Below are 26371 nucleotides of genomic sequence, written 5' to 3'. Positions count from 1 at the left end.
TTTTAATAACGAATCGATTTTAGTTTATGAATTTTTTTTAATACTGCTTTGGCTGCGTAGTATCCACACATCCCGTGCACTCCTCCTCCGGGAGGTGTGGATGCGGAACAAATATAAATATGAGGATTAGGGGTGGTATATGGATTCATTCTTGCGATCGGTCGAAAGAATGCCTGAGGAAGGTCCGCCGCTCCGCCCGTGATCGCTCCACCTACATAGTTTAAATTATAAGAGTAAAAGTCCTTTGTATTCATGGAATGTCTGGCCAATATCCCGTCCTTGAATCCGGGTGCGAATCTTTCGATCTGATTTTCTATAATTTCGGTCATGTCCTTTGTGGAACCTGAAGGAACATGACAATAAGCATATCCTGTATGTTTACCTTTGGGGGCCCTTGTTGGATCGAATTGGCTTTGTTGGACTACCAACATATAGGGACGATCCGGATGTTTTCCTGACCAGACTTCCGATTCTGCCTTAGCAATTTCGGAAAGTTTTCCACCTACGTGGACTGTGGAAGCTTTTAAACAATTCGGGTCTTTCCAAGGGATTGGTCCATCTAAGGCCCAATCCATCTTGAATACTCCCGGTCCGTATTTATAAGATGAGATCCTTTGAATATAAGAGGAAGATAATGTATTTCCCGCAACCGATCCCAGTTGGTCCGGACTTGTATCAAATAGGATTGCCTTTGTTTTTGGGAGTTGCGCGAGACTAGATACTTTATAGTTCGTTTTGATTTTTACTCCGAGTTCCTTTAAATAAGACTCCATAGATTTTGCGATCATCGCGGATCCACCTTCTACTACCGGCCAAGAACGAACATGTCCAGTCAAAGAGAACAAAAGTCCAAGAGCTCCGCTTAAGAACTTTTCCAATGGAAAGATCGCATGTCCGGCACAACCTGCGAATAATGCCTTAGCTCTTTCTTCTTTAAACCAAGAGTTTGCGAGTGATTTTGCAGGTTGTAATCCTAGTAATCCGAACCTCGCTAATAAAAATGGATGTTTTGGAATTCCAAGAGGAGCTAACGCGTCGGATAAAAGTCCTTCCGGATTTTTTAAAAACGGAGAGATCAGTTTTATATAGGACTTTTTATCTTTTCCTAATTCTTTTGCAGTTTCTTCTAAGGAAAGTTTGAGTAATACTGCTGACTCTCCGTCCAAAGGGTGGGCTACGGAAGCTTCCGGTTCTATCCATTTGAGTCCGTGTTTTTCCAAAGGAAGTGTTTTTAAATAGGGAGATAAAATTCCCATAGGATGAGCAGCGGAACAAACATCATGATGAAAACCCGGTAAGGTTAATTCTTTAGTTCGTAAGCCGCCGCCTATCGTATCCGAAGCTTCCAATATTAAAACTGAAAGTCCAGAACCTGCCAGAACGGAGGCAGCTGCCAATCCGTTCGGGCCGGATCCTATGATACAAATATCATATTCTTCGGAAGTGAAATCCATTATTTAGTCGGCCAAGGTTGGAGTTCCTTCAAATCGGCGACTTCTATCTTTCCGTCCTCTATTAATCCTTTTTCAGCGTCATGGATCCTGTAGTTAATAGTAGATTTTCCTAATGGTTGACCTTCTATAAAGATACAACGTAGTTCTTCATCTTTGAATCCGCATTGTGCTTGTACGGATCTAAGTAGTTGTTCACTATGTAAGTGACCTTCTCCAAAGTTCCAGCCGACAACCATTCCTGCTACCAGTTCGCCTTCTACCCATTCGTACTTTTCAAAGTTTTTAACTGCCTTTGGTACTATTTTTTGGAAAGCCTTTCCATGTAAGTGCATGAGCCTGAATGCCATTACCTTACTCACTAAACCTACAGAAACTTTTCTTTCGTAGAACATATCCAATTGGTCGTACAACCATCCGGAAGTTTTAGTAAGTTTCTCCAATTTTTTATAACTATCTTCTTTGAACATCCATACACTTACCGCCCAGTTACCTGCGTAATATCTCATTGCGAGTAAGAAGGATACCCAATCCGGTCTGATGTTTCCGATGATTGGAAGTGCTAAAGAGAATACGAATAAGAATGCTGCGACAGGTGCCGAATCTAATTGGAAAGGAGTGATAGTCGGGTTTGCTCCGAATAAGAAGAAGCCCGAGTAAACTACCAAGAAGTTCCATTCTATCGGAACTCCCATTGGGAAGTTACTTGTGATATAACTATGTAGGAATACCATCATTCCGAGTCCTAAGTATAGAACCGTTTGCGAACCGGTCATGATCGCAGTGAATAGAACGATCGGAGTTCCCATTTCCAAAACGATCCCCATATTCGCTTTTGCTATCGCAGTAGAAGAAGGACGAAGATCTTCGGGATAATTTTTATACATTGCCTTTCTGAACCAGGCAAAAGGAGTGAATGGGCTATTACTTGCCATCACACAAACTACACTTGGGAAGTGAGAGTTGAGTTTGGAAAACCCTGCAAATAACCAGATAGAAAGTTGAACGATCATTGCACCTGCAATCCAGTTCTGTGCGAATGCAAATACAACTATTGTTACCCAATAATGTTCAGCTCTTGCAGCAAGAAAAACAGTTTTATCTAATATTCCGGCAATGACTAAGCTGATGATGATGGGTAAAAATTGTTCGAAGCCCGGAGCCGGATGGATCAAACATAAAACGGAATAAACCAAAACCGAAGCATAAGCTACGATTTCCAAAATCCCTCTGGTTCTTCCTCCGATAATAGGAGCTCCTTCGAATAAAGGCATTTTAGTGGTCTTAGGTCTTAAAAAATATAAGAACCCGCCAACAGGAGGGAAATATCTTCCGGTTAAAGGACCGCTTCCGCATCCAAGCCCTAGTACTTCGAATAATAAACTCCAGACGATTGCCTTTTGAAAAGCAACGGGAACAAACCACCAAGAGATGGTTCCCCAGGTTCCGAGCCCTGGGCTGAAAGAACAAAAATAGATCCAACCAGCGATGTATAATGCTATCTTTAGAACGTAAACGATATATGCTCCAAGAGGGGAGCCGTAACCTTGGACCGCCCAGGCTTGGCAGGACAAACGAGCCCTGTCCGCGAACGACATTTTCGCCCAGGCCAAGGCATCATAGGGGGGAGCTTTAGGAAGGAACATCTTTCTCTCCGTATTCTATATTTAGAGGGAGTGATATACCCGGGTCTTGCGAAATGTCAAGAAAAAATGACTGATTGGTCACATTTAGAATGTGTTTTATAGTCAATTCTTGCTGGATCCCGCAGTTTTCTAAGAACGTCTCGTCATGGGAAACGATGACCACTGCAGCCTTAAATTCACGGATCAGCCCTTCCAAAAATTCTATATTCCCCAAGTCCAAGTTATTTGTGGGTTCATCTAAAAGTAGAAGTTCCGCTTTTTCCGTACTTAGCAGTCCTCTTGCCAATGCAGCTCTCAAACGTTCTCCTCCACTTAACGTATGCACCTTTTGGAAAACCGTGTCTTTGAAAAATAGGAATTTCGCGAGCCCATTCCGAATCTCGCTTTCTTCTAATGTAGAAACATCTCTTACGTTTTCATAGATTGATTTGGAATCATCTAATTGGTTACATTTTTGGTCTATGTATAGAGTATTCAATTTTCCTAAAGTAATTGAACCTCTTGTTTTAAAGTTGGAGCCGAGTAGAGTTTGTAATAAGGTGGATTTTCCGGATCCATTCATACCTTTGATCGCGATACGTATATTTCCTTTCCAGGAGAAGTTTAAATTATCCTTATAGATCCAGTCTTGAAATCGGATATTAAAGTCTTTTGCCTCTGCGACTAATTTTTGAGAGGGTATTTCTTTTCCCGAAAGGTCCGCGTACATGATCGGATCTATTTTCATTCTATCCATGGCATCATAAACTTCTCTGATCTTCTCATTCGCTTTTTCTAGACTGGAGGAATTTATTTTTCCGGAACTAACCTGCGCATTTCTTTTGCGGGCACCTAATAATATTTTAGGAGTTCCACCTTTCGCGGCGGATTTTGTACCTTTTCGATTTCTTTTTTCCTGTCTTTCTATCTGTTCTATTCTTTCCGTCTGAGCGATATCTCTTTCTCTTCTCGCTTTATCCAGGGCGGCTAAGGAATTTTTTCTTTCTCTTTTTTTTGTTTCTTCGTAGGAATTCCAACCATCTCCGTATTTATTCAAACCAAGATTAGATAATTCTAAAATGGTTTCACAGAGTTTTAGGCATTCTCTATCATGAGATATAAGTAAAAATCCGTATTCATATTCTTTTAGAAATTGGATCAAAACTTTTTTTGCTTCTTGGTCCAGATCATTTGTAGGTTCATCCAGGATTAAAAATTGGTCATCCAGTCTTTCTGCAAGACGGACTCTCATCCATTGCCCTCCGCTCAATTGATCACAAAAACGGCTTCGATCGATCCCTGCTAAAAGTTTTTCTCCGTGAAGTGACCAGGAATAATTTTGTAAAAATTCTTCCACAGTGATCTGTTCCGGTTTTTCTCTTTGAGGTAAATAAGAGACCGTAGAATTTCTTAAAATTTTACCGTTGCTTGTTTCGATCTCTCCCGAGATCAATTTAGCAAGATACGTTTTTCCGATACCGTTTGGACCCACAAGAGCAGCACGTTCTTGTCCAAGAGAAAAATTGAAATTTTGAAATAGGATACGTCCGTCCGAAAATTCGAAAGAGACGTCATTTGCGACGATACTTGATTGCATAACAAACCCTTTGCGCTACTTCCGCGCAGATTATAGAAAATCGATTGGGGTGGGTTTGTTTAAGATGCCATAAGACTCCGGTTGCCCAGAGGACTATTAGACTAATTGAAATGTTTTAAAATTGCAAGTAATTCTATACTTAACGTCTTTAATATGCAATTTTCCGACCTTAGGACAATACTAATTGAACGAACGACGAAATTCCACTGGAGTAAGTTTTGTCTTACTTTTGAATAGTTTACTAAAAGATTGAGAGTGTTCGAAACCTAGTTCATAAGCGATTGCAGTTATTGGCAAATCGGTAGTAGACAATCTTTCTTTTGCCTGTTCAATCAACTTATCATGAATATGTTGTTGGGTGCTTTGACCGGTTAATACGTTCAGTAACCCGCTTAGGTATTTCGGAGAAACATTCAGTAGATCGGCTACATACTGGACAGAAGGTAAACCTTTCTCTCTTAAGTCTCCTTCTCGAAAATACTCGGCTAAAATTTCTTCCAAACGATCCAAGAGTTTGTGATTTGTGATCTTTCTTGTAATAAACTGGCGATGATAGAATCTTTCAGCATAATTGAGTAGAGTAGTGATATGAGAAATGATGATATCTTGGCTGAATTTATCGATATTGGAATGATATTCTTGCCGAATATTACCTACAATATCGTTCAATACGGCTTCTTCTTTTTCGGACAGGAATAAAGCCTCGTTCACCGAATAATCAAAATATTCATATTTCCGAATATTCTTAGCCAATGTGGAATTCCAGATGAAGTCAGGATGGACCAATAAGATCCATCCGGAATGTTCCGGTTTTCTGTCGTTACCGATCTCGATCCTAAAAACTTGACCGGGAGCCATAAAGAATAAGATACCATCGTCAAAATCATATTCCTGCTGCCCATATTTCATTTTTACGGCAGAATTTCTCTTTAAAGAAATGGAATAAAAATCGAGAGTCCAGCTTGTAAGATTGAAATCTGAAGAATGTACAATAGATCCATAATCTACTACACTAATCAGCGGATGTTCAGGTTTTGGTAAACCTCTTAACTGATGAAACTCGCTGATGGTCTTAATTCTATATGGTTTTTGGATGTCTTTCACAGTAAGCCTACTTCATTCGCTCATAAGCCGAAGCAAAATCTTTAGCAAAGTCCTTTAATTTCGTTTTTTCTAATGTAGGACGGTTTCGGAAATAGTCTGCATACAATACTCCGCCTCTTCTGGAAGCATTCATCTCCATAAAACCTTTTGCAGTTTTTGGATTCATTCCGGCTGCGACCATACCGTTCAATGCTTCTTCATCGGAGATGACTGTCCATTTCAGATCTTGCTTTCCGATAGCCTCACCTAAAATTTTCGCAATTTCGTTTGGTGAAACTTCATCACTTGCGATATAACGAATACTTCTTCCTTCGAAAGGTTTTTCAATCTCTTCTACGATTACCTTAGCAATATCCGAAGTAGAGACCCAAGGCTCTATTTCATCTCCCCCGTAATTGGATATGATCGATCCTTTTGTCTTTATCGTTTGTATGAATGCGAACATATTATAATAAAATCCTACTGGACGCATGAACTTGATCGAAACGTCACTTGGTAATTTTTTTAGGATATTTTCTGCTTCATGATGGAAAGCAAGTATCCCACTATCCGAATTTGTATGCGCTCCTATGCTACTCAAATGGATCACTCGCTTAATTCCGGATTGTTCGATGGCCGCTTTATAACTATTTGCAATCCGACGAATTGCCTCCATTATATCCAGGTTTTGATCGAAAAAACTCTCGTAACCGATCGCTTCCATAGCATAGACTATATCCGCACCTTGGAAACTTTGCGATAAGAATTCGCTATCTTCCATTTTGCCGATCGAGGGGGTAGCGCCTATCGCTTCTATTTCCTTAGCTCTTTCAGGTTTACTACTGATAACGGTAACTGAGTGACCCTTGGTGATCAATTCTTCAACGAGTGGTTTACTTATATGTCCAAGTGAACCGGTAATAATAATCTTCATAGGTATTCTCCTTAATTAGAGATGCTTTGTATAAGCGGTATTTCCTATTCAGATCTATTAAGGATATGAGAAGTTCTTTTTCCTGCGATTATTCGTGTAGCAGAACTTCAGATGAATGTAGCCGTTTTGCGGTTGCTCATCCTTGCCAACTAAGCAATGGTGATTTAATCTATCCGAAATGACGGATATTATTTATCAATTTATCGATTTCTGCTCTCTTTTCTTTCAGAATGGATAACGCCTTTTTGATCGTTTCGGAGCATTCTTTTTTTGGTACTCCAAAAATTGAGAGCCCGATTTCTAATACTGTAGACATTATATTTTGGTTTGTCTGAGATTTTATTGTTCCGATTTCTTTAATATTAGCTTGGAGCATTCCCCGAAATGATCGGGTTCTTATTAGAAATTCTTCTTTGGTTAAAGCGGGACTATAGGTTTGGAATAAAATTGAATTTCGTATAGATCCTTTTAGATCTATCATTTGTGAAATTCCTTGAGTTTGATATGCGATTGTGTAAGTCTCGGCGATCATCTTTTCCAGTTGGCATAATTGGAGTTGGATTCCAATCTCTAAGGCAAATATCAAAGCTGGAGATTTAGATTTGGACCAGCTTTCAGCTAAAGCTACTGCTTCTTCAAAAACATCTTCAGATATCGCCAGTAATATTTCGTCTTTGCTTTTATAAAAATGATATAAAGTCCCAGTTGTTATTTTTGCCTTTGATATAATCGCTCTGGTGGTTGTTTGTTCGTAACCTTGTAAAACAAAAAGTTTACGAGCGGTTTCTAATATTTTTTTCCGTACGGCCGCAGACTGCTGTTCTCGTTTCATTTCTTTTAACCTTTAACTGCATCCATAAATGGATCTGTTTTTTAAAATTTCAAGATAAATTGGATCATGATCTAAAATGCAGATTGACAGTTTCCATAAATTAGATCATGATCTATTTTATTCTCTTAAAGAAGAATTAATTCGCCTGAGGAGTTGTTGGTATATGATCGAAAAAATACACGTAATGGCAAATGGAGTGAAGATAGTGGGAGATCTCTATTTACCTGAAGGTAATCAGGGAAAAATTCCGGCCGTTATTATGGCGCCAGGTTTCGGAGGCGTAAAGGAAATGTTGATTCCTTATTACGCAAAGGCTTTATTAAAGAAGAATATTGCAACTCTTGCGATTGATTATCCGAATTTTGGCGAAAGCGAAGGGAAACCTAGGCAACATATAGATATCAAATCTCATCATGCTTCTTATTATTCTGCGTTAGATTATCTTGTTTCAGATACCCGTTTTGATTCAAATCGCTTAGGTATTTGGGGGAGTAGTCTTTCCGGAGGTCATTCTTTAGTAGTGGCAGCGACTGATAATCGGGTAAAAAGTATTCTGGCAATTATTCCATATATATCGCCGCCGCTTCAGGCGGTTCCGGCACTTGCTGGAAAAGTTTTTCTGGACCTATTTCTGCGTAAAATCGGATTCAAGGGAGGCGTATTACCTATCGCAGGAAGACCGGGTGAAATGGCTGCTATGAATACTGATGGAGCTTGGGAATGGATGCAGGAAATGACATCGGAGTCTCCTAATTTTGAAAACTACGTAACTCTAGCTTCTCTATTACAAATGACTTTTTATCGAACTAGTTCTTACGCAAAAAAAATTAAAAGACCTTTGAAAGTCATATTAGCAATAGAAGATACAATAACTCCAGCTAAACTAGTAAAGAAGGCGATTGAAAAAATCCCTAATGTCGCGATAGAAGAATATCAGGAAACGCATTTCGAATTATTTAGAGAACATTTAAATTCCACTGTTGAATCAACTGCTTTATGGTTTTCGGAAACTCTTTAAGATTTGGGTTCGTTTTAATTGCAGGCTTGTACCTACCGGGACTCGCCGTTACGCAATCTCACATCCTGCTCGATTTGGCTCCACGGCGTCTCAAGCTGGGCTCAACACATCCTGTGTTTCGCACGCGATCTTTTTACGCTCCCTATGGGTCGCTAAGATCGCTCTCCAGCTTTCGCTTCGAGTCCATAGCTGTACCTACCGGGACTCGAACCCGGACCCCAGGCTCCGGAGGCCTGTACTCTATCCGTTGAGCTATAGGTACTTATGTAGGTGAGTTTTTGGGAATTGCTCGTGCAGTCAATCTGATTCCTGGAGGTCGGATTTTACTCAAATGTCTGGAAAGTTTCAGAGGTTTTTAGCTTACATTTTACTGCTCTTATTCAACTTGCCCATAGGCGGTTGCATTTGTTTTCTCTTCGGCATTTTTTTATAGCCTGTATCTTGATCCCTGTTTCTGTTTTTTCGGAAGGGGAGAAGGTTGCAATCGACCTAAACGAATCCAAACGTCTCTCTAAACAAGAGCTGGAAGAAAAAAGAAGCGGTTGGTACGCGACTGGTCTTCCCGTTTTTTCAGAAGATCCTGTAAGAGGACAAGGTTACGGTGCCAGAGGATTTTTATACCAGAATGGAAATCGTTCTGATCCTTATTTTGAATTCCAACCTTACAAGTATAGATTCGGTGCCCAAGCTTACAAGACTACAAAAGGTGCAGACTACTACGAGTTCACTTTTGATAGTCCCTTTCTTTTCGACACCGCCTATAGATTGAAGACGAGCGTTTCTTACAGCACAAACAAGAACTCTCAGTATTTCGGGATCGGAACTGATACGTTACGCGAAATACAATATAGAGATCGAAACCAGCCAACTGGCCAATTGAAAAATGGAGGCAGCTTCTCAGATCTTGAAGATGCTCTTTCCTATCGCAGACCTTCTTCTCCCGGATCTATATATCCGTATGAAAGTAATGTTTTGTATAATACGTACGAATTTCGTTCCTCTACCGCTACATTCTCTGTTGATAAAACTTTTTGGGGAGCTTTCCGCTGGATCATTGCTCCTGAGTTTTCTCAAAATGTGATCCGAACTTATGATTATCCGAACGGAAGAATTGCAACTAATGGAGATTATTATTCTGTTGCGAGAGATCCTTCCACTGGTTGGGGCTCTTCTTATCCGAATGGAATATCTAAACTTACCAAAGACTACCAAGCAGGTCTTATCAATGGTTATCATGGTGGAAATGTAAATTATATCCATATAGGACTTGCTTATGATACTAGAGACTTCGAACCGGATCCTGATTCGGGTGTTTTATTAGAGATGAATTATTCCTCTTCTTCCAAACGTGCTGGTTCAGATTTTGAGTTTGAGAAGTTTTTTACCCAAGGTAAATTTTTCTATATGCCTTTCCCGAAACTTTTCGAAGAACTTGTGGTTGCAGGAAGAGCAGGACTTCATTATTCAAAAGGGGAAGTTCCTTTTTCAGAATATCGTTATATGTGGTCCATTGATGGACCGATCAATGGGTTAGGTGGTCTTCAAACTCTAAGAGGTTATAGACAGGAAAGATTTATCGCTCCTATGATCGGTTTCGGAAATTTAGAAATACGCTGGAGATTTGGAACATTCAAATTTTGGGATCAATTGGTTACGTTGAGTCTTGTCCCTTTTTATGATTTTGGTAGAGTATGGAATGGATATCATGATATTAGCACCCAAGGTTATAAATTTTCATATGGCACGGGCCTTCGAATTATTTGGAACCAAGCTACAGTGATCTTGATAGATTATGCTAAGTCCAGAGAAGATTCTCAATTATTCATCGATATAGGCCAGATTTTCTAAGAATTATAGAATATAGAAATTTGCTGTTCAGGATTCGTATCTTGTAAACACTTGAGTTCGGCCGGACCAAAAATACAAATCGGCCTTAGAACTATCAAAGAGAGTCAAGATGAAGATCCAATCGCTTGTCGGGCTAATTTCAATTCTGTCCCTATTCCCATTTGCGCTTTCTTCCTTCTCCGCAGAAGAAGAAACAAAACTGATCGAAAAGGCATTGGTGGAAAGTTTATCCACCGCAGAGCAAAAAGAAGCGTTCCAAAAATACCTGGTCAATCTTTCTAAAAAGAAAAGGAATGAAGCAACTCATTTGAGAGAACTTGCTTCTACAGAACCAAAACATCATTCTTCTCAGGCTCGCAAGAAGAAGTTAGTGGAATTAGCTGCACAATTGGACAAGGAAGCTTCTATCCACGAAGAAACCTTAAAAACTCTGCAGCAATCCTTAGTTCAATAAGAGACTTTTTCAGTTACTAATTTTAATAATTCTTCCGTTGGGAGTTTTGCATCTAATCGGATGGTATTCTCCGGAAGAATTTCTTCATAGGCTTTTTTGATCTTAGTCAAAGCGCTGATCGTTTCGAATCTGTCCTTAGTAGTGTCTCTTCCCTTTAATCTTGCCAAAGCCTCTTCTGGTTCTATTTCCAGATAAAAAACTTTTTCAGGTTCCGGAAAACCTCTGTCTAAATTCTTTTTCAGGATCTCTTTTGCTGAAAAAAATTCTCCGGACTGATACGCCGCAGTGGAATACATGTACCGATCTAGTAGTACGATCTTTTTTTGGGAGATTGAAGGTAGAATATTCCGGTTCAGAGAAACTTCCCTGTCTTCTAAAAATGCTTCGATTTGTTTTTCAGGAGAAAGTTCAATTTCTCCGCTTAAAAATTTTCTAAGATAAAGCCCGGATTCGTACCGAGTTGGTTCCGCAAAACAAATTGCTGGAACATGTTTGGAGGTAAGAAGGTCTAAGACTCGGACAGAAAGGGTACTTTTGCCACTTCCGTCTAAACCTTCAAAAACGTAAAATCCTGGTATTTGTGCCATGCCTTTGAATTGGAAAGCCACTTGACATGAGTGGTTTTGCTTCGAATGCTGAAAGCTCATCTACCGGAATCCCATTCCCGAGGGCAGGAATCCATGAAAAAAACCGACAGATTCAAAAATTTCCTGGTGATAGGCATATCCGTAATGGCCGGAGTGATCCTTTCTCCGATCTTGTATTGCGGAACAGGAAACGACAGCGCTTTATTTTTAAATGCAAAATCGGATAGAGAGCCAAGTGCATCTGCGAAAGCAGCAGTCTCTATCCAAAAAGCATTCGAAGAAGTTTATGAAAACGTTTCTCCAAGTGTTGTGTTGATCGCCACCGAAGGAACAGTAAACGTTCCTCAATACAATGATCCATTCCAAGAATTTTTTTACGGACCTCAAGGTAGAGTAAGAAATCAAAAAAGAAAAGTAAGCGGACTAGGTTCCGGTTTTATCCTCAATAAGGAAGGATATATTCTCACCAACGATCACGTGGTTCGTAATTTCGATAAATTTAAAGTAGTTTTTAAGAATGTAAAAGAGCCTGTTTCCGCTAAGTTGATCGGAACAGACCCAATGATCGACGTTGCTCTCTTAAAGGTAGAGGCAAACCAGGATCTACAACCTATCGAGATTGGGGATTCTTCCGCAGTAAAAGTGGGAGACTGGGCGATCGCGATCGGCGCTCCATTCGGTTTGGAACAATCCATGACTGTGGGAGTGATCTCCAAAGTAGGAAGAGGTGGTATCGATAATTCTGGAGTTCATTATATCCAGACTGACGCTGCGATCAACCAAGGAAATTCAGGAGGACCACTTCTCGACATTAATGGAAGAGTGGTAGGTATCAACCGGATGATTGTTTCTCCAAGTGGTGGATCTATCGGTTTAGGTTTTGCCATTCCTATTAATGAAGCTAAGGCAATCGTAGAAGAATTAAAATCCGGCGGAAAAGTCAAACGTGCTCGCTTAGGGGTAGCATTGGATGATCTCACCGAAGAAACCGCAAAAGAACTCAAACTTTCCGGACCGGAAGGTGCATTCGTTCGCCAAGTTCAGAACGGTAGCGCTGCCGCAGAAGCAGGTATCGATGTAGAAGACGTGATCCTGGAGATCGACGGGGCCAAGATCAAAAACGCCAATGATGTGGTTTCTAAGATCAGAGCTTCTAAAGTAGGACAACGTGTTTCGATTGTTGTATTTAGAAAAGGCCAGATCTTAAAAATTTCGGTCAAGCTGGCGGAGTGAATAAATCTTTTGGCAGGACATACCTTAAATCCGGAGGATAAATTTGACGATGAGATATCTCTTCGTCCCTCCTTATTCTCCGAGTTTATAGGACAAAAAGAGATCCTGTCCAATCTTGGCGTCTTTGTAGGAGCCGCCAAAAAAAGAGGCCAGGCCCTGGATCATGTACTTTTATCAGGGCCTCCCGGTCTAGGCAAGACCACACTCGCGGGTATTATTTCCCAAGAACTTGGCACTAGGATCGTAGTCACTTCTGCTCCTGTTTTGACACGAGGAGCAGACCTTGCAAAATTACTCACCGATTTAGAGGAGAGAGATATATTATTTATAGATGAAATACATTCCCTAGGCCGCAAGGTAGAAGAGATCCTATATCCTGCGATGGAAAATTTCATGATCGATCTTCTTGTGGGGGAAGGGATCACTGCTCAAACTATTCAGATCAAATTAAAACCATTCACTTTGATCGGTGCCACCACTCGTAGTGGGCTTATTTCGGATCCTCTCAAGAGTAGATTTGGGATCCATTTCCGTTTGGAATATTATGACGATGCCGAGATGAAGGATATCGTTCTCCGATCCTCTAAGATCCTAGGTTACGAGATAGAAGAGAACGCTGCCTTTGAAATAGGAAGAAGATCCCGAAAAACTCCGCGAATCGCAAACCATTTACTCAAAAGAGTTAGGGATTTTGCAGAGGTAAAAGGTGAAAAACAGATCCGTATCCCTGCCTGCGAAGAGGCATTTTCCCGCCTGGGGATAGACGAATTGGGTCTTGATAGAATGGATCGCCAGATTCTGGAATGTATGATCGATCGGTACAAGGGCGGCCCTGTAGGTTTAAAACCGATCGCTGCCGTAATCGGAGAGGAAGAAAGGACTCTGGAAGACCATTATGAATCCTATATGGTAAGAGTTGGCTTGATCAATAGAACCTCTTCCGGTAGAGTAGCCACGGAGAAGGCTTATAAGCTGATGGACAGAGTCCCTCCGGCTTTCGGCAAAAGAATAGAAGAAGATGCGGCTCCCGGCCTTTTTTAAAAGTGAAATAGATAATACAGGAGATTTAGGAGAAGACGATCGTCGCCTTCTATTCGCTGCGTTTTTCGTATTTGCATTCGCTTCATTCTTAGTAGCTCACTTATTCACACGCAATATTCTATTTAAGATCCTGGGAGAAGACCCAATCGTTCAGGTAAAAGAAAGAGCAGAACGAGAAAAAATTTACGAAGTACTATTAGAGCAGGAGTTCGTAGATAAAAAGATCAAGGACGAATACAAAGCACTCTCCAATGTAGAGTCCGCTGGTTCCGGCGGTATCACCAAGGAGAAAGGATTTCATACACTTTCTCCTTTTCATGAATTCGTAATGGGAAATATTTTCAAAAATCCTTCCAAGGCAAGTCCTCAAAATTCCCAAAAGAAAACGGAAGAAGAAAAAGTATATGAAGTCGCTATCCTAAAGCAGGATCCAGTAGAATTTACGAATCCGAACGAACAAACTCCTGAGCAAACTCCAGCTACCGGGAGAATGACAAAAATCCCAATGAATTATCGTTTCCAACAAGATATGTTATTTCGTTGGGACGGAAGTTCATCTATGAGTATTCCAACTAAGAAGTTAGTGGGTTATGAATATTTCAAAAGAATGCTTCGCCAAATTGAGCAAAGTTTTTCTCCTCCCGGTGGTGGAAACTTTGGATATCGTGATGGCGCAGGAACTGTGATCCGAGAAGCGATAGAACCTGGGGAAGCAAAAGTCCAATTTTTATTAAACGATGCCGGTCAAGTCATTGATACAAAACTAATTTCTTCCCAAGGACAACCTTTAGTGGACCAATCCTGTGTGGATGCACTTAGAGGGCAGAACTTTGGAAGAGTTCCTGAAGATGTAAAAGCGCAAGGAATGATCTACGGAATTACTTTTATCTTCCCTCGTATTTACAGAAGATAATAACTCCAACAATTCCCTCGCGCTAACCGTGAGGATTATACTGCACTTAATTTCAGATTTAAGTCGTTTCTAAGAGATTCGAATTTTTCGTTTGGAGAAATTCCCCTTCCGTCCAAGGAAAGTTCAGGGCGAATAGAATTTACAAAATACATATCCACTTCTCCTTTTCCTTTTGCTTGGACCTTTCCTCTATGCTCGCATACAAAAAAATCTTTCACTAGTTCATAGGTGGAACCAGAAATATTTAGATGTCCTGGTTTACCTGAGGACTCCATTCTGCTCGCAAGGTTGACTGCATCCCCCCAAACATCATAAGCGAATTTATTGGAACCTATCACTCCCGAAGTCACAGGTCCTGTGTGAACTCCTACTCTTAATTCCCAGAATGGAAGTCCCATTTGTGATTTAGATTCCGCCATTCTATTCATAAACCTTAGAAACTCTAAACCGGTTAGGCAGTTGTCCACTGGGTGAGTGAAGTTTGTATTAGGAATTCCTCCTGCACACATATAAGAATCGCCGATTGTTTTTAGTTTTTCTAAACCTAAACGTGATACGATTGAATCGAATTCGGAAAAACAATTATGCAGGTCTTCTACCAGATCTTTTGGTACCATCTCTGCCGCAATTTTAGTAAATCCTACAAAGTCCGTAAATAGTATGCTTGCAGATTCATAATATACAGGAGTCACAGATCCTTTGGATTTTAATTCTTCCGCTACAGGTTTAGGAAGAATATTCAATAATAATAAATCCGTTCGATCCCTTTCTTCTGCGAGTTCTTTTGTTCTTTCTACTACCTTCTTCTCCAGATTGACTGATAATTCTTCGCTGGTATTGAATGCAGTTGCGATCCTTCTGCCCAACAAAGCTGCATCTGCAAATGTTAATAGAAATAGACCTGCAGGAGTTAGATACCCAGGTCCGGCGTGGAATTGGTAAAAAATAAAATCATTTAGAACGGCTGCATAGAATATTCCTAAGCCGAGTAACATCAGTTTCGCGCCCTGTAATCCTTTGAATATAGCTATGGTCAACATGACCATACCGTATATTCCGCCGAATACGATCAATGCTTGGTAATAAGGTAACGTATAACTGAAAAGTGCGGGAGGAAGCACTATAATCGAAAGACATGGAGGAATGGATAACGTTAAAATAACGATCATGGATGTCTTTCTGAACTGAGCAGGATACAAAGTTCTCATAAACATCGCCATAAAGGGGACTCCTAAATAAAAGGAGAGATATTCTACCCTCACGAAGATATTCCAAGGAATGTTCCTGAATGTTTCTCCTATAAATCTTTCTCCGCTGGTAAGTACTCTGGAAGTGATAGCAAGACAGGTAAGAGAGAACCAAAGGATCTCCATTTCTTTTTTACGGAATAAAAATAGGCCCATATGGTACAAGCCCATAATGAGTAAAGATCCTGCCAGAAACGCGTTAGTCATTCTATTCCGATCTCTTGCAGCGTAAATTTCAGAAGAATCTCCAAGTAAGATCGGCATTTGAAATCCACCATTTCTATGGTAGTGATTCGAAATATGCATCACTAGATCCACTTGTTTGGAGTTAGAAACGGAACTTGTTTGTGCAAGATACTCAGGGCTTTCTTCTTCCGGAGAAGGGCCAGGGTGCCCATTATAAGCGACTAACTTACCGTTCCAATATAAGGAGTATGCAGAACCTTGGCCGTCGTCTATTCGTATTGCAAGATCGGGAGTGTTCTCAGGTAGGTATAATCTTAGGTGATAGGTGATGTATCCTATCGCAGGTAAAGGTTCTCCTTTTAAAAGATGGCCATTCCATACACCTGGAACAGGAATGAATCCACTCGGATCTGAAACAAGATCATCTTGGAAATTTTTAGGTGGAATGAGTTCCTTCCAATAATATCTCCAGTCCCCGTTTAATTCTACCGTTCCGTCTTTTGCAAAATCCCAATTACTTAGATCTAAGATCCCATTTTCTGCCTTGGGCCTTTCTTTACCTTTTGCTTGGGTGCAAGCGGAGAAGGACAAAAAACAAATAAGAATTCCTAAAATGAAAAAACGAGTTGGACGACCTGAATCACTCATATGCGTAGATCAATAGGGGAGAAAAAACCCATTCCAGCGAGCATTTTTTGCGATCTGGTCGGTTCTTTTGGAATTATTTGATAGAAGGATTTCGATATCGCTTGTTCGAGTAGTTCAGAAAATCTGGGAGATACATTTTTCTAAAATTCAAGTGGAACGAGGATTTCCGGGAATTTTTATAAAAAACTGGACACTAACAACTGGTCATATTATAATTTTAGAAGTATGCAACTTTCCGCTGCCGAATTCAAAACCAAATGCCTGAGTCTAATGGACAGAGTTCACGAAACCCAGGAAGAAGTGATCATCACTAAACATGGAAAACCTGTAGCCAAGCTAGTAACTATCAAGGATAGCACTGCAGCCCGCCTATTCGGTTATTTAAAAGGAAGGATCCAGGAGAATGAAGATATCGTTCCTAGTTTGGGATTACGTTGGGATGCGGATTCTAAATAGATGATCGTTCTGGATACTCATGCCTGGATCTGGCTAATGGAAGGAGATCCTAGAATTGAAAAGGAACCCATTCTTAGGAAATTATATAGGCATATCCCGCATAGAGGACTATTCGTTTCCGAAATATCCGGTTGGGAAGTAGGAATGCTCGTTGCCAAAAAAAGGATCCAAATCTCGGGAACCTTGAATCGATGGTTGCAAGATGCATATAACGCTCCCGGGATCCAACCTCATAATTTAACTCCTGAAGTAATCGTAGAAAGTGTAAATTTACCTGACTCCTTTCACGGAGATCCGGCGGATAGGATCATCGTAGCAACTGCGAGAGTTTTGAATGCGGAACTTGTTACGAAAGATAAAGAAATCATTAAATACGGTAAAAAGGGAAACCTAAAGGTAATTTCTTTATAGCCCTATCCAATCTTGGGCTTCAGGAGCGAGAGCCAAACTTAAAAAAGATCTTTGATCGCCTTCCAAAGTTTGGCGTATTCTTTCTTTCTCTCATCTTTATCTTTTAATTTTAATAATGTTTTTTGGAATCCGTTGGTACCAGTGATCTTTACCCGGTTTTCGTTCAGAACTTCCACTTCATAGAATACTTCGTCCACTTTGTAGGAAAAATTCAAGATACTTGTGGATTTCATCGGATATTCTTTATCATCTAAAATCGCTTTCCCATTTCTGAAGTCCAGATACACACATTGTGTGTTTTTGAGCATTGGTTCGCAAAAATTTCCCGCAGGAGGTGGCACCGGTTTTATTCCACATCCTATAAAAGCTAAAAGTAAAATAGAGAAAGAATATTTCATTTTCTTAATCCTCTACAGGCAATTTTGTTTTCAGGGTTTGGTTTTTGGAAAGTATCTCTCTTGCTAGGTTTAGAACTTCTTCCTTTCTATCGCCTGAACCAGGATAATATTCTTCTAATAATACGATAGCTTTAGGAGAAAGGTTTTGGTAATAGAAGATCCTCGCTTCTAAAATTTTGGAGCTTCCGGTCAAAAAATCATCATTCGTATTCTTAACCCTTCTTAAATAGTTTAAGGAAGAAACATATTGGCCGGCCCTGAATTCGGATAAAGCGATCAAAAAGTCCGATTCTCTTGCGGAGAGTAGGAGAGAGCCTGAGATATCCTGGCTGGAAAGTATCTTTTTCAAGAACTCCGTATTACCGGAAAGTGCACTTCCTACCAAACAGGTCCAAGCATAGCCTGATTTTAATTCGGGACTTAATTTTTCAGGCTCTATGGAGATCAGGAGTTTATTTAAAGCGGAACGACTCAATTTTTGACGGATGGATTCTCCGAAAGCGATCAGATAACGATTGTCAGTCGATTCTAAGAATTCAGGATCAATCGCTTGTGCTCTTAATGCTTGCCTGTATGAATCTTCTACAAGAGGAAGGTAGGAACTATCTTGTTCCAAAAATTCTTGGAAACCGGTATATGCAATTTTGGAAAGAGTGACAGAGTCGAATCTAAAACCTAATAGTAAAAATTCGTAATATCCGGAAAGGGCGGCGTAATGGTAAGAAATCCCTTCTTTTGGATTAGAAGTGACGAAATCTTTAGCGGTAGATTTGAATTCCTTGATCTCTCCTTCTTTTGGCTCACCTTTTACGATCCCTTCTTGGAGTAGTTTTCTCTCTTTCTCGAGAAGTAAACGTCTATCTCCTGCGAACAAGTTCTTGATATCTTGCCTGAAAAAAAACGCAATCCCTGCCAAACCTAGCAGGATCAAAAAGAACACTAACGGTTTGTAATTCGCTTTTTTTCTGTAACTTCTGTGGTTGGCTTGGTAGAGCATGTATAAAGTCAGATTCTAAAAAAAGCCTGGACCTTTCACTTATTTTTTGGGGTTGGAATTCCTACTCTAGCTTGACTCTCGGACCCCTCCTGGATTCCGTGTAAATATGCCTTATAATTATGATTTTGACGAGGATTACGAAACAGACGGCGACGAGGATTATCTCGACGAGGACGCCGTAACTTTTGTATGCGAGGATTGCGATCATCGTTGGGAAGATGATGCAGAAGGATCTTACGACGGCCCAGAAAATCATATCTGCTCCATGTGTGGCTCTTCAAACGTAATCGAACTCTAATCTTTTTGCGGTCCGGCTTTTTTTCTAAAGCATTATTTCGGGCCGCTTTCCTAATACTTACTGTAATCTTTTTATTTTCGAATTCTATCTATTCGGTTGATTTCGATCAAGTGTATGAATATTATAAAAAAGGAAACTACGACACCTTAGTCAAAGTTTCCAGATCGGGTCTTAGATCCGGTGAACTGGATTATAAGATCCTTTTATTATACGTTGCTTCTGAGTCCAATTTGGAAGAGATAGATAAGACTCTTTTAAGCATTTATTCTAGATCCAAGGAACAACCTTCTATTTTTTATAATTCCGTTTTTCTATTTTTAGAACGTGCACTTGTTTTAGAATCATATGAATCAGGCACTCGTTGGGGAAAAATTTTCCTGAATAAGGGAGATTCTTCTGTTCGATACTCCGAAGGTGTTTACACATACGCTTGTATATTGTATTCTTCTCAAGAATATGAGGCGTCGAGTTCCGTTCTGGCGAAACTCAAATCAGTTCCCTCGGATTCTAAATTGGGAAAGCGGATCCGGATCTTAGAAATGAATCTGGAAAAGAGAAAAGAGGAAAAATGAAACCGGGCAAAAAAACAAAGGGTTCAAAGGGCTTAAGGATCCAGACCGGAGAATTAAAAGGGAGATTGATCCCTTCTCCAGTTAGTCCTGAGGGTAAAAGTAATTTTACCCCTGCTATTATTAAGAAATCATTATTTGATATTATTGAATCCCTACAGCTTCAGGGGCGTCTGAATTTGGAAGATTCCGCATTTATAGATCTATTTGCGGGTTCCGGTCAAATGGGGATCGAATCATTGAGTAGAGGTTTTGCCAAAGCAGTATTTTTGGAACTTGCCTGGGATAGATTCGAAAGTCTGAAAGGTGTTTTGGATAAATTAGGAAAACCTCATTTAGTTTTACGTAAAGACGCTTTCAGATTTTATTCCGGCTTCGATATTCCCGAAAAAACAAAAGTATATTTTATGGACCCTCCTTATTCGTTCTGGGAGAAAAAAACAGAAAAATTGAAAAACGTAGTAGAAGAGATAGCTCAGAATGAACCGGGTGTGGCGGCGATTATTGTACAGTCTCCTCTTCCTTTGAACTGGGAAGGATTTACTCCTCGTTCCTTCGGAAGGAATACTTTGAATGTCAGAGTTCTGGCTTAAATTTAAAACTTTTATCCGATCAGAATTTAACTCCGGAAATCCTTGGATCCATTCCGGAGTTTTTGTATTTGTTCTGACCCTTATATGCCTACTCACCAATACTTCTTTACATGTGATGGGGGTGGATATAAGCGAATTTATTTCTCTTTTTTATGGGCTTATTCCTTTATTACTGAAAGATTTGGGCGGAGTATTCGTTTCTTCTTATGTTTTTTTCGTAGGAGCAGCGATATTATTTTTAGGTCCTGAATTTTCTGAATGGAAGCATGGAAAGGAGATTAAAATATATAAAATTTACTTAATTCTATCTTTCGTTTTATTTCTGCTGTTTTGTGGATCTGTTTCTGAATATCCTCAGGTATACGGAGAATTTTTCTATTATAGACATTCCTGGATGGTTGGGTTTTTATATTTTATTACGGACCATTTTTCTCCCTTCTTCTTTAAATCTGTTCTGTTTTTATTTTTAGCCGTTCAAGTCGCTCGCGCTGGATTCTATTTTTGGAAATTCAAGTCTTACGGATCCTTGATTAGGTATTCGGTTTTTATAATATTATTTTATTTTTTTCATCTTTTGGGATCTGCTTGGGGGGTTTTGGTTGCTTCTGCATTTTATTCCTTAGATATCCAATTTTATAGATCTAAGAAAGATTTGGTCTTTGTTTTGATTGCACTCTTAGGTTTTGGATTTTCTTTTTTTAACGGAGTCCAAAAGAATAAAGTTTTATCTAAAGAAGTTTTGGAACATTCTTCTGATACGAATGTGCTTATCATTTCTGCGGATAGTATTCGCCAGGACCAATTAGGATTCGTAAAGGGAGAGAAGAATAAAACTCCGAATATAGATGGCCTGGCTGCTGAGTCCCTTGTGTTTCTGGATCATCATTCTACGATTCCTAGGACATTTCCTTCTTGGGCGGATTTTCTAAGTGGAAAATATTCTTTTGAACATGGGATACAGGATATGTTCCCGGATAAAGAAGATCGTTCTAAATTAGGAAATACGGTTGCTACACTTCCGGGTATTTTAGGAAAATCTCATAGAACATTTGTGGTTTCTTCTTTTGCTGGAGATATTTTTCCGAGAGCGAATTGGGGATTTCAAAATGTGTATGCTCCTAATTTCAATGCGGAAACTTTAACCCAGCAAAGAACGATCGAATCTCAGGTATTTTTTCTTCCCGTTTTGACCGGAACCTTTTTTGGGGGAGGAGAATATCTTTCTTCTATCAGATCTCTTCCTAGTTTGGGGGACGATTCACGAATTCTCACCGATTTATTTTCCGTATTTGATAAAAAAGACCGTCCTTTTTTTGCACTATATTTCTCTTCAGTAACTCATTTCCCTTATAGCCCACCTTACCCTTTTTATAAGAATACTGATCACCACTATTACGGACCTTCTAAATATTTCCGTTTTGTGGACCCGAGTAATTCAGAGAAACCTGATAAAAAAGAACAGGAACAAATTCGTTCTATATATTCAGCCTCATTAACTGCTTTTGATTTTTCCGTCGGAAAAATTTTGGATGAGCTGAAAAGAAGACAGTTATACGACGACACACTTATCATTCTTACCTCCGATCATGGAGAATCCTTGTTTGAAGAGGATCATAGTCATGGTCACGGTGAACATTTAAGAGGGGAGGGTGTTACTAAAATCCCTCTGATCATCAAATTCCCTAAATCTTTCGAAAGAAAAGAAGTCCGGAATTTTAAAGGGATCACCACTTCCTTAGATGTATTTCCTACGGTCTTGTCTACTCTAGGAGTTCCTACAAACCCGGAACTTTCTTTGCATGGAAGGGATTTGACCAAACTTCCAAAAGCGGATACCTGGCCGGAAGATCGTTCTGTATATTCTGAGACCGGGATTTGGTTTTCGGATCGAGGGGATCATTTTTTTCAAAAGGATAGGATCCGGTATCCGAATATTCTGGAGCTACATACAATCGATCCGAATGACGGTAATAGTGTGACTGTCTCGGATCCTTATGCAAAGGAGACCGTTCTTTTTTCCAAACATAGGATGCTCCAAACCAGGACTAAGAAGCTGATTTATATTCCAAGTCCCGGCGGAGTTGTGTATACCTGCTACGATAGGATTTCCGATCCATGGAATACAAAACCTCTTCCAGCTTCTTATTGTGGGGATTTACAACGTAAGTTGGAGCTCCTACTGATTGGTTCAGGGAAATGGAAGAAGGCGGGAGATTATTTTCTCCCAAAATCAGAACTTTGATCTGACTGCTTTTTTCTTTCTTGTTCGGAAAGACTTGAAGTACAGACCAGAATAAAAATCCTGGAAATAATATGCCCAAAAGGGAAGATCTCCGCTCCGTTCTGATCCTGGGATCCGGGCCGATCGTTATCGGCCAAGCCTGCGAATTCGACTATTCCGGCACCCAGGCCGCCAAAGCCCTTCGAGAAAAAGGAATTCGAGTCATTCTTCTCAATTCCAATCCTGCTACTATTATGACTGATCCGGATCTTGCGGACGCCACTTATGTGGAACCTCTGACCGTTGCAGTCGTCCAAAAAATTTTGGAAAAGGAAAAGCCGGATGCGATCCTACCTACTGTAGGAGGTCAAACGGCATTAAACCTTGCATTGGCCTGCCATAACGCTGGATTATTAGAAAAATATAATGTAGAGCTCATCGGTGCCAAAATTGATGCGATCAAAAAGGCGGAAGATAGAGAACTTTTCAAAAGAGCAATGGAAAAGATCGGGGTCAAAGTTCCTCGTTCCGGGCTCGTGACAAATTTGAAAGAAGCGGCAGAGATCAAGGCTCAGATCGGACTTCCTCTGATCGTAAGACCTGCATTCACTCTGGGTGGAACCGGCGGAGGGATCGCTTATGACGAAGAAACTTTCGACGAAGTGGTCGGTAAGGGCCTCAAAGCTTCTCCAATTAGCCAGGTATTATTAGAACAATCCGTTCTTGGTTGGAAAGAATTCGAGTTAGAGGTAATGAGAGACCTCGCGGATAACGTAGTAATCATTTGTTCTATTGAAAATATAGATCCTATGGGAGTTCATACTGGGGACTCTATCACAGTCGCTCCTCAGCAGACACTTTCCGATAAGGAATACCAAAATTTAAGGGATATGTCCATCAGTATCATTCGAGAGATCGGGGTGGAAACAGGCGGATCTAATATCCAATTCGCAGTGAATCCTGAAGACGGCGATGTGATCGTGATAGAGATGAACCCTCGTGTTTCCAGATCTTCCGCACTTGCTTCTAAGGCCACTGGATTCCCGATCGCAAAAATAGCTGCGTTACTCTCCATTGGATATTCCTTGGATGAGATCAAAAACGATATTACAAGAGTTACCCCTGCTTCTTTCGAACCATCTATTGACTATGTGGTGACTAAGATCCCAAGATTTGCTTTTGAGAAGTTCCCTGGAACAGACGATACTCTCGGTGTCCAGATGAAAGCCGTGGGAGAAGCCATGGCAATCGGAAGAACTTTCAAGGAAAGTTTCCAGAAGGCAATGCGCTCTCTTGAAATCGATCGATTCGGATTTGGTTCAGACGGGAATTTTGCAGAGTTGGTCGAATTCCATACTCTATCTGTTCCTCAAAGAAAAGAAAGGATAGATTCATTCTTACGCAGACCTAACGATAAACGGATCTTCTATGTTAAAAAAGCATTAGAAGAAGGTTATAGTGTAGAGCAGATCCATAATCTTTCCAAAATAGATCCTTGGTTCTTATATCAATTCGAAGACCTACAGAATTTAGAAAAAGAATTTGTACAAAAAGGGAATTCGGTATTAGGAAAACTGAAAAAAGCGGGATTCTCCAATAGACAGTTGGCGTATCTTGCTAAAAAAACAGAGGTAGAAAAGATACTCTCTTCTTCCCAAACTCCTGATAAGAAAAAAGCAGAAATAGGTTCCATTCTCAAAAAAGAAGAAAAGAACCTGGAAGAAATATTAGAATCTTCTAAAATAGAACCGATCTACAAGAGGATCGATACTTGTGCAGGAGAATTTGAGGCTTATACTCCTTATTTTTATTCTTCCTACGATGAAGAAGACGAAACAAACGTAACCTCTAAAAAATCAGTTATCATTCTGGGCGGCGGACCGAATAGGATAGGCCAAGGAATCGAGTTCGATTATTGCTGTTGCCACGCTTCCTTTGCTCTTCAGGACCTGGGAGTGGAATCCATCATGGTGAATTCCAACCCGGAAACAGTTTCTACCGACTACGATACTTCCGACAGATTATACTTCGAACCTCTTACATTAGAGGACGTAATTCAGATCTATAAGAAGGAAAAACCGGATGGAGTGATTATCCAATTCGGTGGACAAACACCTCTGAAACTTGCAAAAGATCTGGAAAGTAGGGGAGTTCCAATTTTAGGAACAAGCCCTGATTCTATTGATAGAGCGGAAGATAGAAAACGTTTTGCAGAAGTATTAGAAAAACTGAAATTGATTTCTCCTAAAAATGGAATAGCTACTTCTATGGAAGAAGCTAGAAAGATCGCCAATAATATCACTTATCCGGTGCTTGTTCGCCCAAGTTATGTATTGGGTGGAAGAGCAATGCTTATCATCAGCGAAGAAAAAGAGCTAGATAAGTATATGGAGAAGGCTGAAGAAATTTCAGAAGACAGACCATTGCTCATAGATTCTTTCTTAGAAGACGCTGTAGAAGTGGATGTGGATGCACTTTGTGATGGTAAAGATGTATTCATTGCAGGGATCATGGAGCATATAGAAGAAGCAGGTATCCATTCAGGAGATTCTGCATGTGTTCTTCCTCCACAATCTTTATCCAAAAAAGTATTGGATGATATTAGGAGTGCCACAAGAGCGCTTGCATTAGAATTACAAGTTAAGGGTCTGATCAATATCCAATATGCGGTTAAGGAAGAAGTAGTGTATGTGATCGAGGTAAATCCTCGCGCTTCCAGAACGGTTCCTTTCGTATCAAAAGCTCTTGGCCATCCGGTTGTAAAATACGCGACTCGTATCATGATGGGGGAAACCTTAAAACAGCTTCCTCTTCCAAAAGAAATGTCATTCCCGACCGTAAACGTGAAGGAAGCAGTATTACCTTTTAATAAATTCCCTGGAGTGGACACAATCCTCGGGCCGGAAATGAGATCCACGGGAGAGGTGATGGGAATCGCCGACACCGCCGGAGAAGCATTCTTAAAATCTCAGTACATGGCTGGAGAAGAACTTCCTTCTAAGGGTACTGTATTCGTTTCCGTAAACGATAAGGACAAAAAGGATCTATTAAAGTATATCAAGGATCTTTCTGATTTAGGATTCATTTTGATCGCTACAGAAGGAACTCATAAGTTCTTATCTGAGAATGGAATACTTTCTTCCAAGATCAATAAGGTGTATGATAACCAGTTCCCTACTGCATTGGATTATATTCGCGAAAACAAGATCCATCTTATACTGAATACTCCGCTTAGTAGAGTGACCAGAGACGATAGTTTTGCAATCCGCCAAGCAGCAATCCGTTATAAGATCCCTTGTTTAACTACTGCAAGTGCAGCTAAGGCTTTGATCAAAGGAATGGTTGAAATGACTGATAAAGGTTTCACCATTCGTTCTCTACAAGAGATCCATAACTCTAAGTAAGATCTGAATTTCCGGTTTATTGCAGAGTTCCACCTAGGTTTGAACAATCGGTCGTTGCCGAACTTATATCCCAAGGTGTGGAGCCAGTACTTAAATAAATCTTTTTGATTGAGTATCCATTAACAAGACAAGTCGCGACTCTTGTTTGCGGACAAACATCTACGTTTGTGGAATTCGGAAAATAGATAGGACAAAGTTTTTTTATAGAGCCTGAATACGAACCATTGATAGAAAATTCATTACAACTGGATGAATCTGGCGTATCGCAGTAAGTAGCGTTCGGCATAAAATCTATAATAGGATTAACTTCAACAGAGCAACATCCCG

At 40.1% G+C, this 26371-nt stretch carries 23 protein-coding genes and 1 tRNA gene; 13 read left to right on the top strand and 11 right to left on the bottom strand.

The genetic code is table 11. The features are described from left to right. Positions 1-2 precede the first annotated feature (2 nt). The 6 genes from CH377_RS06575 to CH377_RS06550 form a co-directional block, all read right to left on the bottom strand. Entirely contained in the window at positions 3-1454 is a 1452-nt protein-coding gene (locus CH377_RS06575; RefSeq protein ID WP_100722993.1) for a phytoene desaturase family protein, read from the bottom strand. Then, on the bottom strand, positions 1454-3097 hold the full coding sequence (locus CH377_RS06570; protein ID WP_100722992.1) for a DUF3556 domain-containing protein: 1644 nt from the start codon (positions 3095-3097) through the stop codon (positions 1454-1456). The genes CH377_RS06575 and CH377_RS06570 overlap by 1 nt, the downstream gene beginning before the upstream one ends. After that, positions 3084-4673, bottom strand: a complete 1590-nt coding sequence (locus CH377_RS06565) for an ATP-binding cassette domain-containing protein (RefSeq protein ID WP_100722991.1) — start codon at positions 4671-4673, stop codon at positions 3084-3086. The genes CH377_RS06570 and CH377_RS06565 overlap by 14 nt, the downstream gene beginning before the upstream one ends. 180 nt (positions 4674-4853) lie before the next feature. Further along, on the bottom strand, positions 4854-5777 hold the full coding sequence (locus tag CH377_RS06560) for a helix-turn-helix domain-containing protein (protein WP_243402002.1): 924 nt from the start codon (positions 5775-5777) through the stop codon (positions 4854-4856). Between the two features lie 7 nt (positions 5778-5784). After that, positions 5785-6690 (bottom strand): NAD(P)H-binding protein, encoded by a 906-nt coding sequence (locus CH377_RS06555; protein WP_100722990.1) that lies wholly within the window; start codon positions 6688-6690, stop codon positions 5785-5787. Positions 6691-6859: 169 nt separating this feature from the next. Continuing rightward, the gene (locus CH377_RS06550; RefSeq protein WP_100722989.1) at positions 6860-7522 is read right to left on the bottom strand and encodes a TetR/AcrR family transcriptional regulator; all 663 of its coding nucleotides are present in this window, start codon (positions 7520-7522) and stop codon (positions 6860-6862) included. A 163-nt stretch (positions 7523-7685) separates the two neighbouring features. On the opposite strand from CH377_RS06550, the gene CH377_RS06545 reads away from it, so the two are divergent. After that, on the top strand, positions 7686-8540 hold the full coding sequence (locus CH377_RS06545; RefSeq protein WP_165780465.1) for an alpha/beta hydrolase: 855 nt from the start codon (positions 7686-7688) through the stop codon (positions 8538-8540). Positions 8541-8730: 190 nt separating this feature from the next. Here CH377_RS06545 and CH377_RS06540 read toward each other — a convergent pair. After that, positions 8731-8802, bottom strand: a tRNA-Arg gene (locus CH377_RS06540). Positions 8803-8945: 143 nt separating this feature from the next. Between CH377_RS06540 and omp85 the strand changes: the two genes are divergently transcribed. Next, positions 8946-10388, top strand: coding sequence for an Omp85 family outer membrane protein (omp85, locus tag CH377_RS06535; RefSeq protein WP_100722987.1), 1443 nt, complete (start codon positions 8946-8948; stop codon positions 10386-10388). 109 nt (positions 10389-10497) lie between these two features. Further along, positions 10498-10842: an LIC10421/LIC12816 family protein gene (locus tag CH377_RS06530; protein ID WP_100722986.1), complete on the top strand. Its 345-nt coding sequence runs from the start codon at positions 10498-10500 to the stop codon at positions 10840-10842. Here the strand turns inward: CH377_RS06530 and tmk are convergent. After that, positions 10836-11429 (bottom strand): dTMP kinase, encoded by a 594-nt coding sequence (tmk, locus tag CH377_RS06525; protein ID WP_100723232.1) that lies wholly within the window; start codon positions 11427-11429, stop codon positions 10836-10838. The two genes, CH377_RS06530 and tmk, sit on opposite strands and share 7 nt — an antisense overlap. Before the next feature lie 93 nt (positions 11430-11522). Between tmk and CH377_RS06520 the strand changes: the two genes are divergently transcribed. From CH377_RS06520 to CH377_RS06510, 3 genes are read left to right on the top strand one after another with little or no spacing between them, the layout of a single operon-like run. Next, positions 11523-12662 (top strand): S1C family serine protease, encoded by a 1140-nt coding sequence (locus CH377_RS06520; protein ID WP_165780464.1) that lies wholly within the window; start codon positions 11523-11525, stop codon positions 12660-12662. A gap of 9 nt (positions 12663-12671) precedes the next feature. Next, the gene (gene ruvB / locus CH377_RS06515) at positions 12672-13703 is read left to right on the top strand and encodes a Holliday junction branch migration DNA helicase RuvB (protein WP_100722984.1); all 1032 of its coding nucleotides are present in this window, start codon (positions 12672-12674) and stop codon (positions 13701-13703) included. After that, the gene (locus CH377_RS06510) at positions 13681-14616 is read left to right on the top strand and encodes an energy transducer TonB (protein ID WP_100722983.1); all 936 of its coding nucleotides are present in this window, start codon (positions 13681-13683) and stop codon (positions 14614-14616) included. The genes ruvB and CH377_RS06510 overlap by 23 nt, the downstream gene beginning before the upstream one ends. 35 nt (positions 14617-14651) lie before the next feature. Here CH377_RS06510 and CH377_RS06505 read toward each other — a convergent pair whose 3' ends face one another. Next, entirely contained in the window at positions 14652-16640 is a 1989-nt protein-coding gene (locus tag CH377_RS06505) for an adenylate/guanylate cyclase domain-containing protein (protein WP_243402001.1), read from the bottom strand. 282 nt (positions 16641-16922) lie between these two features. Here CH377_RS06505 and CH377_RS06500 point away from each other — a divergent pair, with 282 nt between their 5' ends. Both CH377_RS06500 and CH377_RS06495 read left to right on the top strand, forming a co-directional pair. After that, the gene (locus tag CH377_RS06500) at positions 16923-17153 is read left to right on the top strand and encodes a type II toxin-antitoxin system Phd/YefM family antitoxin (RefSeq protein ID WP_100722981.1); all 231 of its coding nucleotides are present in this window, start codon (positions 16923-16925) and stop codon (positions 17151-17153) included. Then, positions 17154-17564: a type II toxin-antitoxin system VapC family toxin gene (locus CH377_RS06495; RefSeq protein WP_100722980.1), complete on the top strand. Its 411-nt coding sequence runs from the start codon at positions 17154-17156 to the stop codon at positions 17562-17564. It abuts the gene before it with no gap. A gap of 38 nt (positions 17565-17602) precedes the next feature. Here the strand turns inward: CH377_RS06495 and CH377_RS06490 are convergent, their stop codons facing one another. Both CH377_RS06490 and CH377_RS06485 read right to left on the bottom strand, forming a co-directional pair. Then, positions 17603-17962: an LIC12806 family lipoprotein gene (locus CH377_RS06490; RefSeq protein WP_100722979.1), complete on the bottom strand. Its 360-nt coding sequence runs from the start codon at positions 17960-17962 to the stop codon at positions 17603-17605. Between the two features lie 4 nt (positions 17963-17966). Continuing rightward, the gene (locus CH377_RS06485) at positions 17967-18959 is read right to left on the bottom strand and encodes a hypothetical protein (protein WP_100722978.1); all 993 of its coding nucleotides are present in this window, start codon (positions 18957-18959) and stop codon (positions 17967-17969) included. Positions 18960-19065: 106 nt separating this feature from the next. On the opposite strand from CH377_RS06485, the gene CH377_RS06480 reads away from it, so the two are divergent. From CH377_RS06480 to carB, 5 genes are all read left to right on the top strand, one after another. After that, positions 19066-19257, top strand: a complete 192-nt coding sequence (locus tag CH377_RS06480) for a hypothetical protein (protein WP_100722977.1) — start codon at positions 19066-19068, stop codon at positions 19255-19257. Between the two features lie 5 nt (positions 19258-19262). Further along, complete coding sequence (locus tag CH377_RS06475) at positions 19263-19829, top strand: hypothetical protein (RefSeq protein ID WP_100722976.1); 567 nt, start codon at positions 19263-19265, stop codon at positions 19827-19829. Next, a complete protein-coding gene (locus CH377_RS06470; RefSeq protein WP_100722975.1) occupies positions 19826-20419 on the top strand; it encodes an RsmD family RNA methyltransferase in 594 nt (197 codons plus the stop codon). The genes CH377_RS06475 and CH377_RS06470 overlap by 4 nt, the downstream gene beginning before the upstream one ends. Then, positions 20400-22661, top strand: a complete 2262-nt coding sequence (locus CH377_RS06465) for a sulfatase-like hydrolase/transferase (RefSeq protein ID WP_100722974.1) — start codon at positions 20400-20402, stop codon at positions 22659-22661. The genes CH377_RS06470 and CH377_RS06465 overlap by 20 nt, the downstream gene beginning before the upstream one ends. A 71-nt stretch (positions 22662-22732) precedes the next feature. Further along, positions 22733-26044, top strand: a complete 3312-nt coding sequence (carB, locus tag CH377_RS06460; RefSeq protein ID WP_100722973.1) for a carbamoyl-phosphate synthase large subunit — start codon at positions 22733-22735, stop codon at positions 26042-26044. Positions 26045-26371: the final 327 nt, after the last annotated feature.

This window comes from Leptospira haakeii (genome assembly GCF_002812045.1).
Taxonomy (GTDB): domain Bacteria; phylum Spirochaetota; class Leptospiria; order Leptospirales; family Leptospiraceae; genus Leptospira_B; species Leptospira_B haakeii.
This window is presented reverse-complemented; position numbering and strand designations above follow the sequence as displayed.

Coding starts and splice junctions, on each gene's coding strand:
- CH377_RS06575 (WP_100722993.1), bottom strand. CDS start 1,454: ATGGATTTCACTTCCGAAGAATATGATATTTGTATCATAGGATCCGGC.
- CH377_RS06570 (WP_100722992.1), bottom strand. CDS start 3,097: ATGTTCCTTCCTAAAGCTCCCCCCTATGATGCCTTGGCCTGGGCGAAA.
- CH377_RS06565 (WP_100722991.1), bottom strand. CDS start 4,673: ATGCAATCAAGTATCGTCGCAAATGACGTCTCTTTCGAATTTTCGGAC.
- CH377_RS06555 (WP_100722990.1), bottom strand. CDS start 6,690: ATGAAGATTATTATTACCGGTTCACTTGGACATATAAGTAAACCACTC.
- CH377_RS06550 (WP_100722989.1), bottom strand. CDS start 7,522: ATGAAACGAGAACAGCAGTCTGCGGCCGTACGGAAAAAAATATTAGAA.
- CH377_RS06545 (WP_165780465.1), top strand. CDS start 7,686: ATGATCGAAAAAATACACGTAATGGCAAATGGAGTGAAGATAGTGGGA.
- CH377_RS06530 (WP_100722986.1), top strand. CDS start 10,498: ATGAAGATCCAATCGCTTGTCGGGCTAATTTCAATTCTGTCCCTATTC.
- tmk (WP_100723232.1), bottom strand. CDS start 11,429: ATGGCACAAATACCAGGATTTTACGTTTTTGAAGGTTTAGACGGAAGT.
- CH377_RS06520 (WP_165780464.1), top strand. CDS start 11,523: ATGAAAAAAACCGACAGATTCAAAAATTTCCTGGTGATAGGCATATCC.
- CH377_RS06510 (WP_100722983.1), top strand. CDS start 13,681: ATGCGGCTCCCGGCCTTTTTTAAAAGTGAAATAGATAATACAGGAGAT.
- CH377_RS06500 (WP_100722981.1), top strand. CDS start 16,923: ATGCAACTTTCCGCTGCCGAATTCAAAACCAAATGCCTGAGTCTAATG.
- CH377_RS06495 (WP_100722980.1), top strand. CDS start 17,154: ATGATCGTTCTGGATACTCATGCCTGGATCTGGCTAATGGAAGGAGAT.
- CH377_RS06490 (WP_100722979.1), bottom strand. CDS start 17,962: ATGAAATATTCTTTCTCTATTTTACTTTTAGCTTTTATAGGATGTGGA.
- CH377_RS06485 (WP_100722978.1), bottom strand. CDS start 18,959: ATGCTCTACCAAGCCAACCACAGAAGTTACAGAAAAAAAGCGAATTAC.
- CH377_RS06480 (WP_100722977.1), top strand. CDS start 19,066: ATGCCTTATAATTATGATTTTGACGAGGATTACGAAACAGACGGCGAC.
- CH377_RS06470 (WP_100722975.1), top strand. CDS start 19,826: ATGAAACCGGGCAAAAAAACAAAGGGTTCAAAGGGCTTAAGGATCCAG.
- CH377_RS06465 (WP_100722974.1), top strand. CDS start 20,400: ATGTCAGAGTTCTGGCTTAAATTTAAAACTTTTATCCGATCAGAATTT.
- carB (WP_100722973.1), top strand. CDS start 22,733: ATGCCCAAAAGGGAAGATCTCCGCTCCGTTCTGATCCTGGGATCCGGG.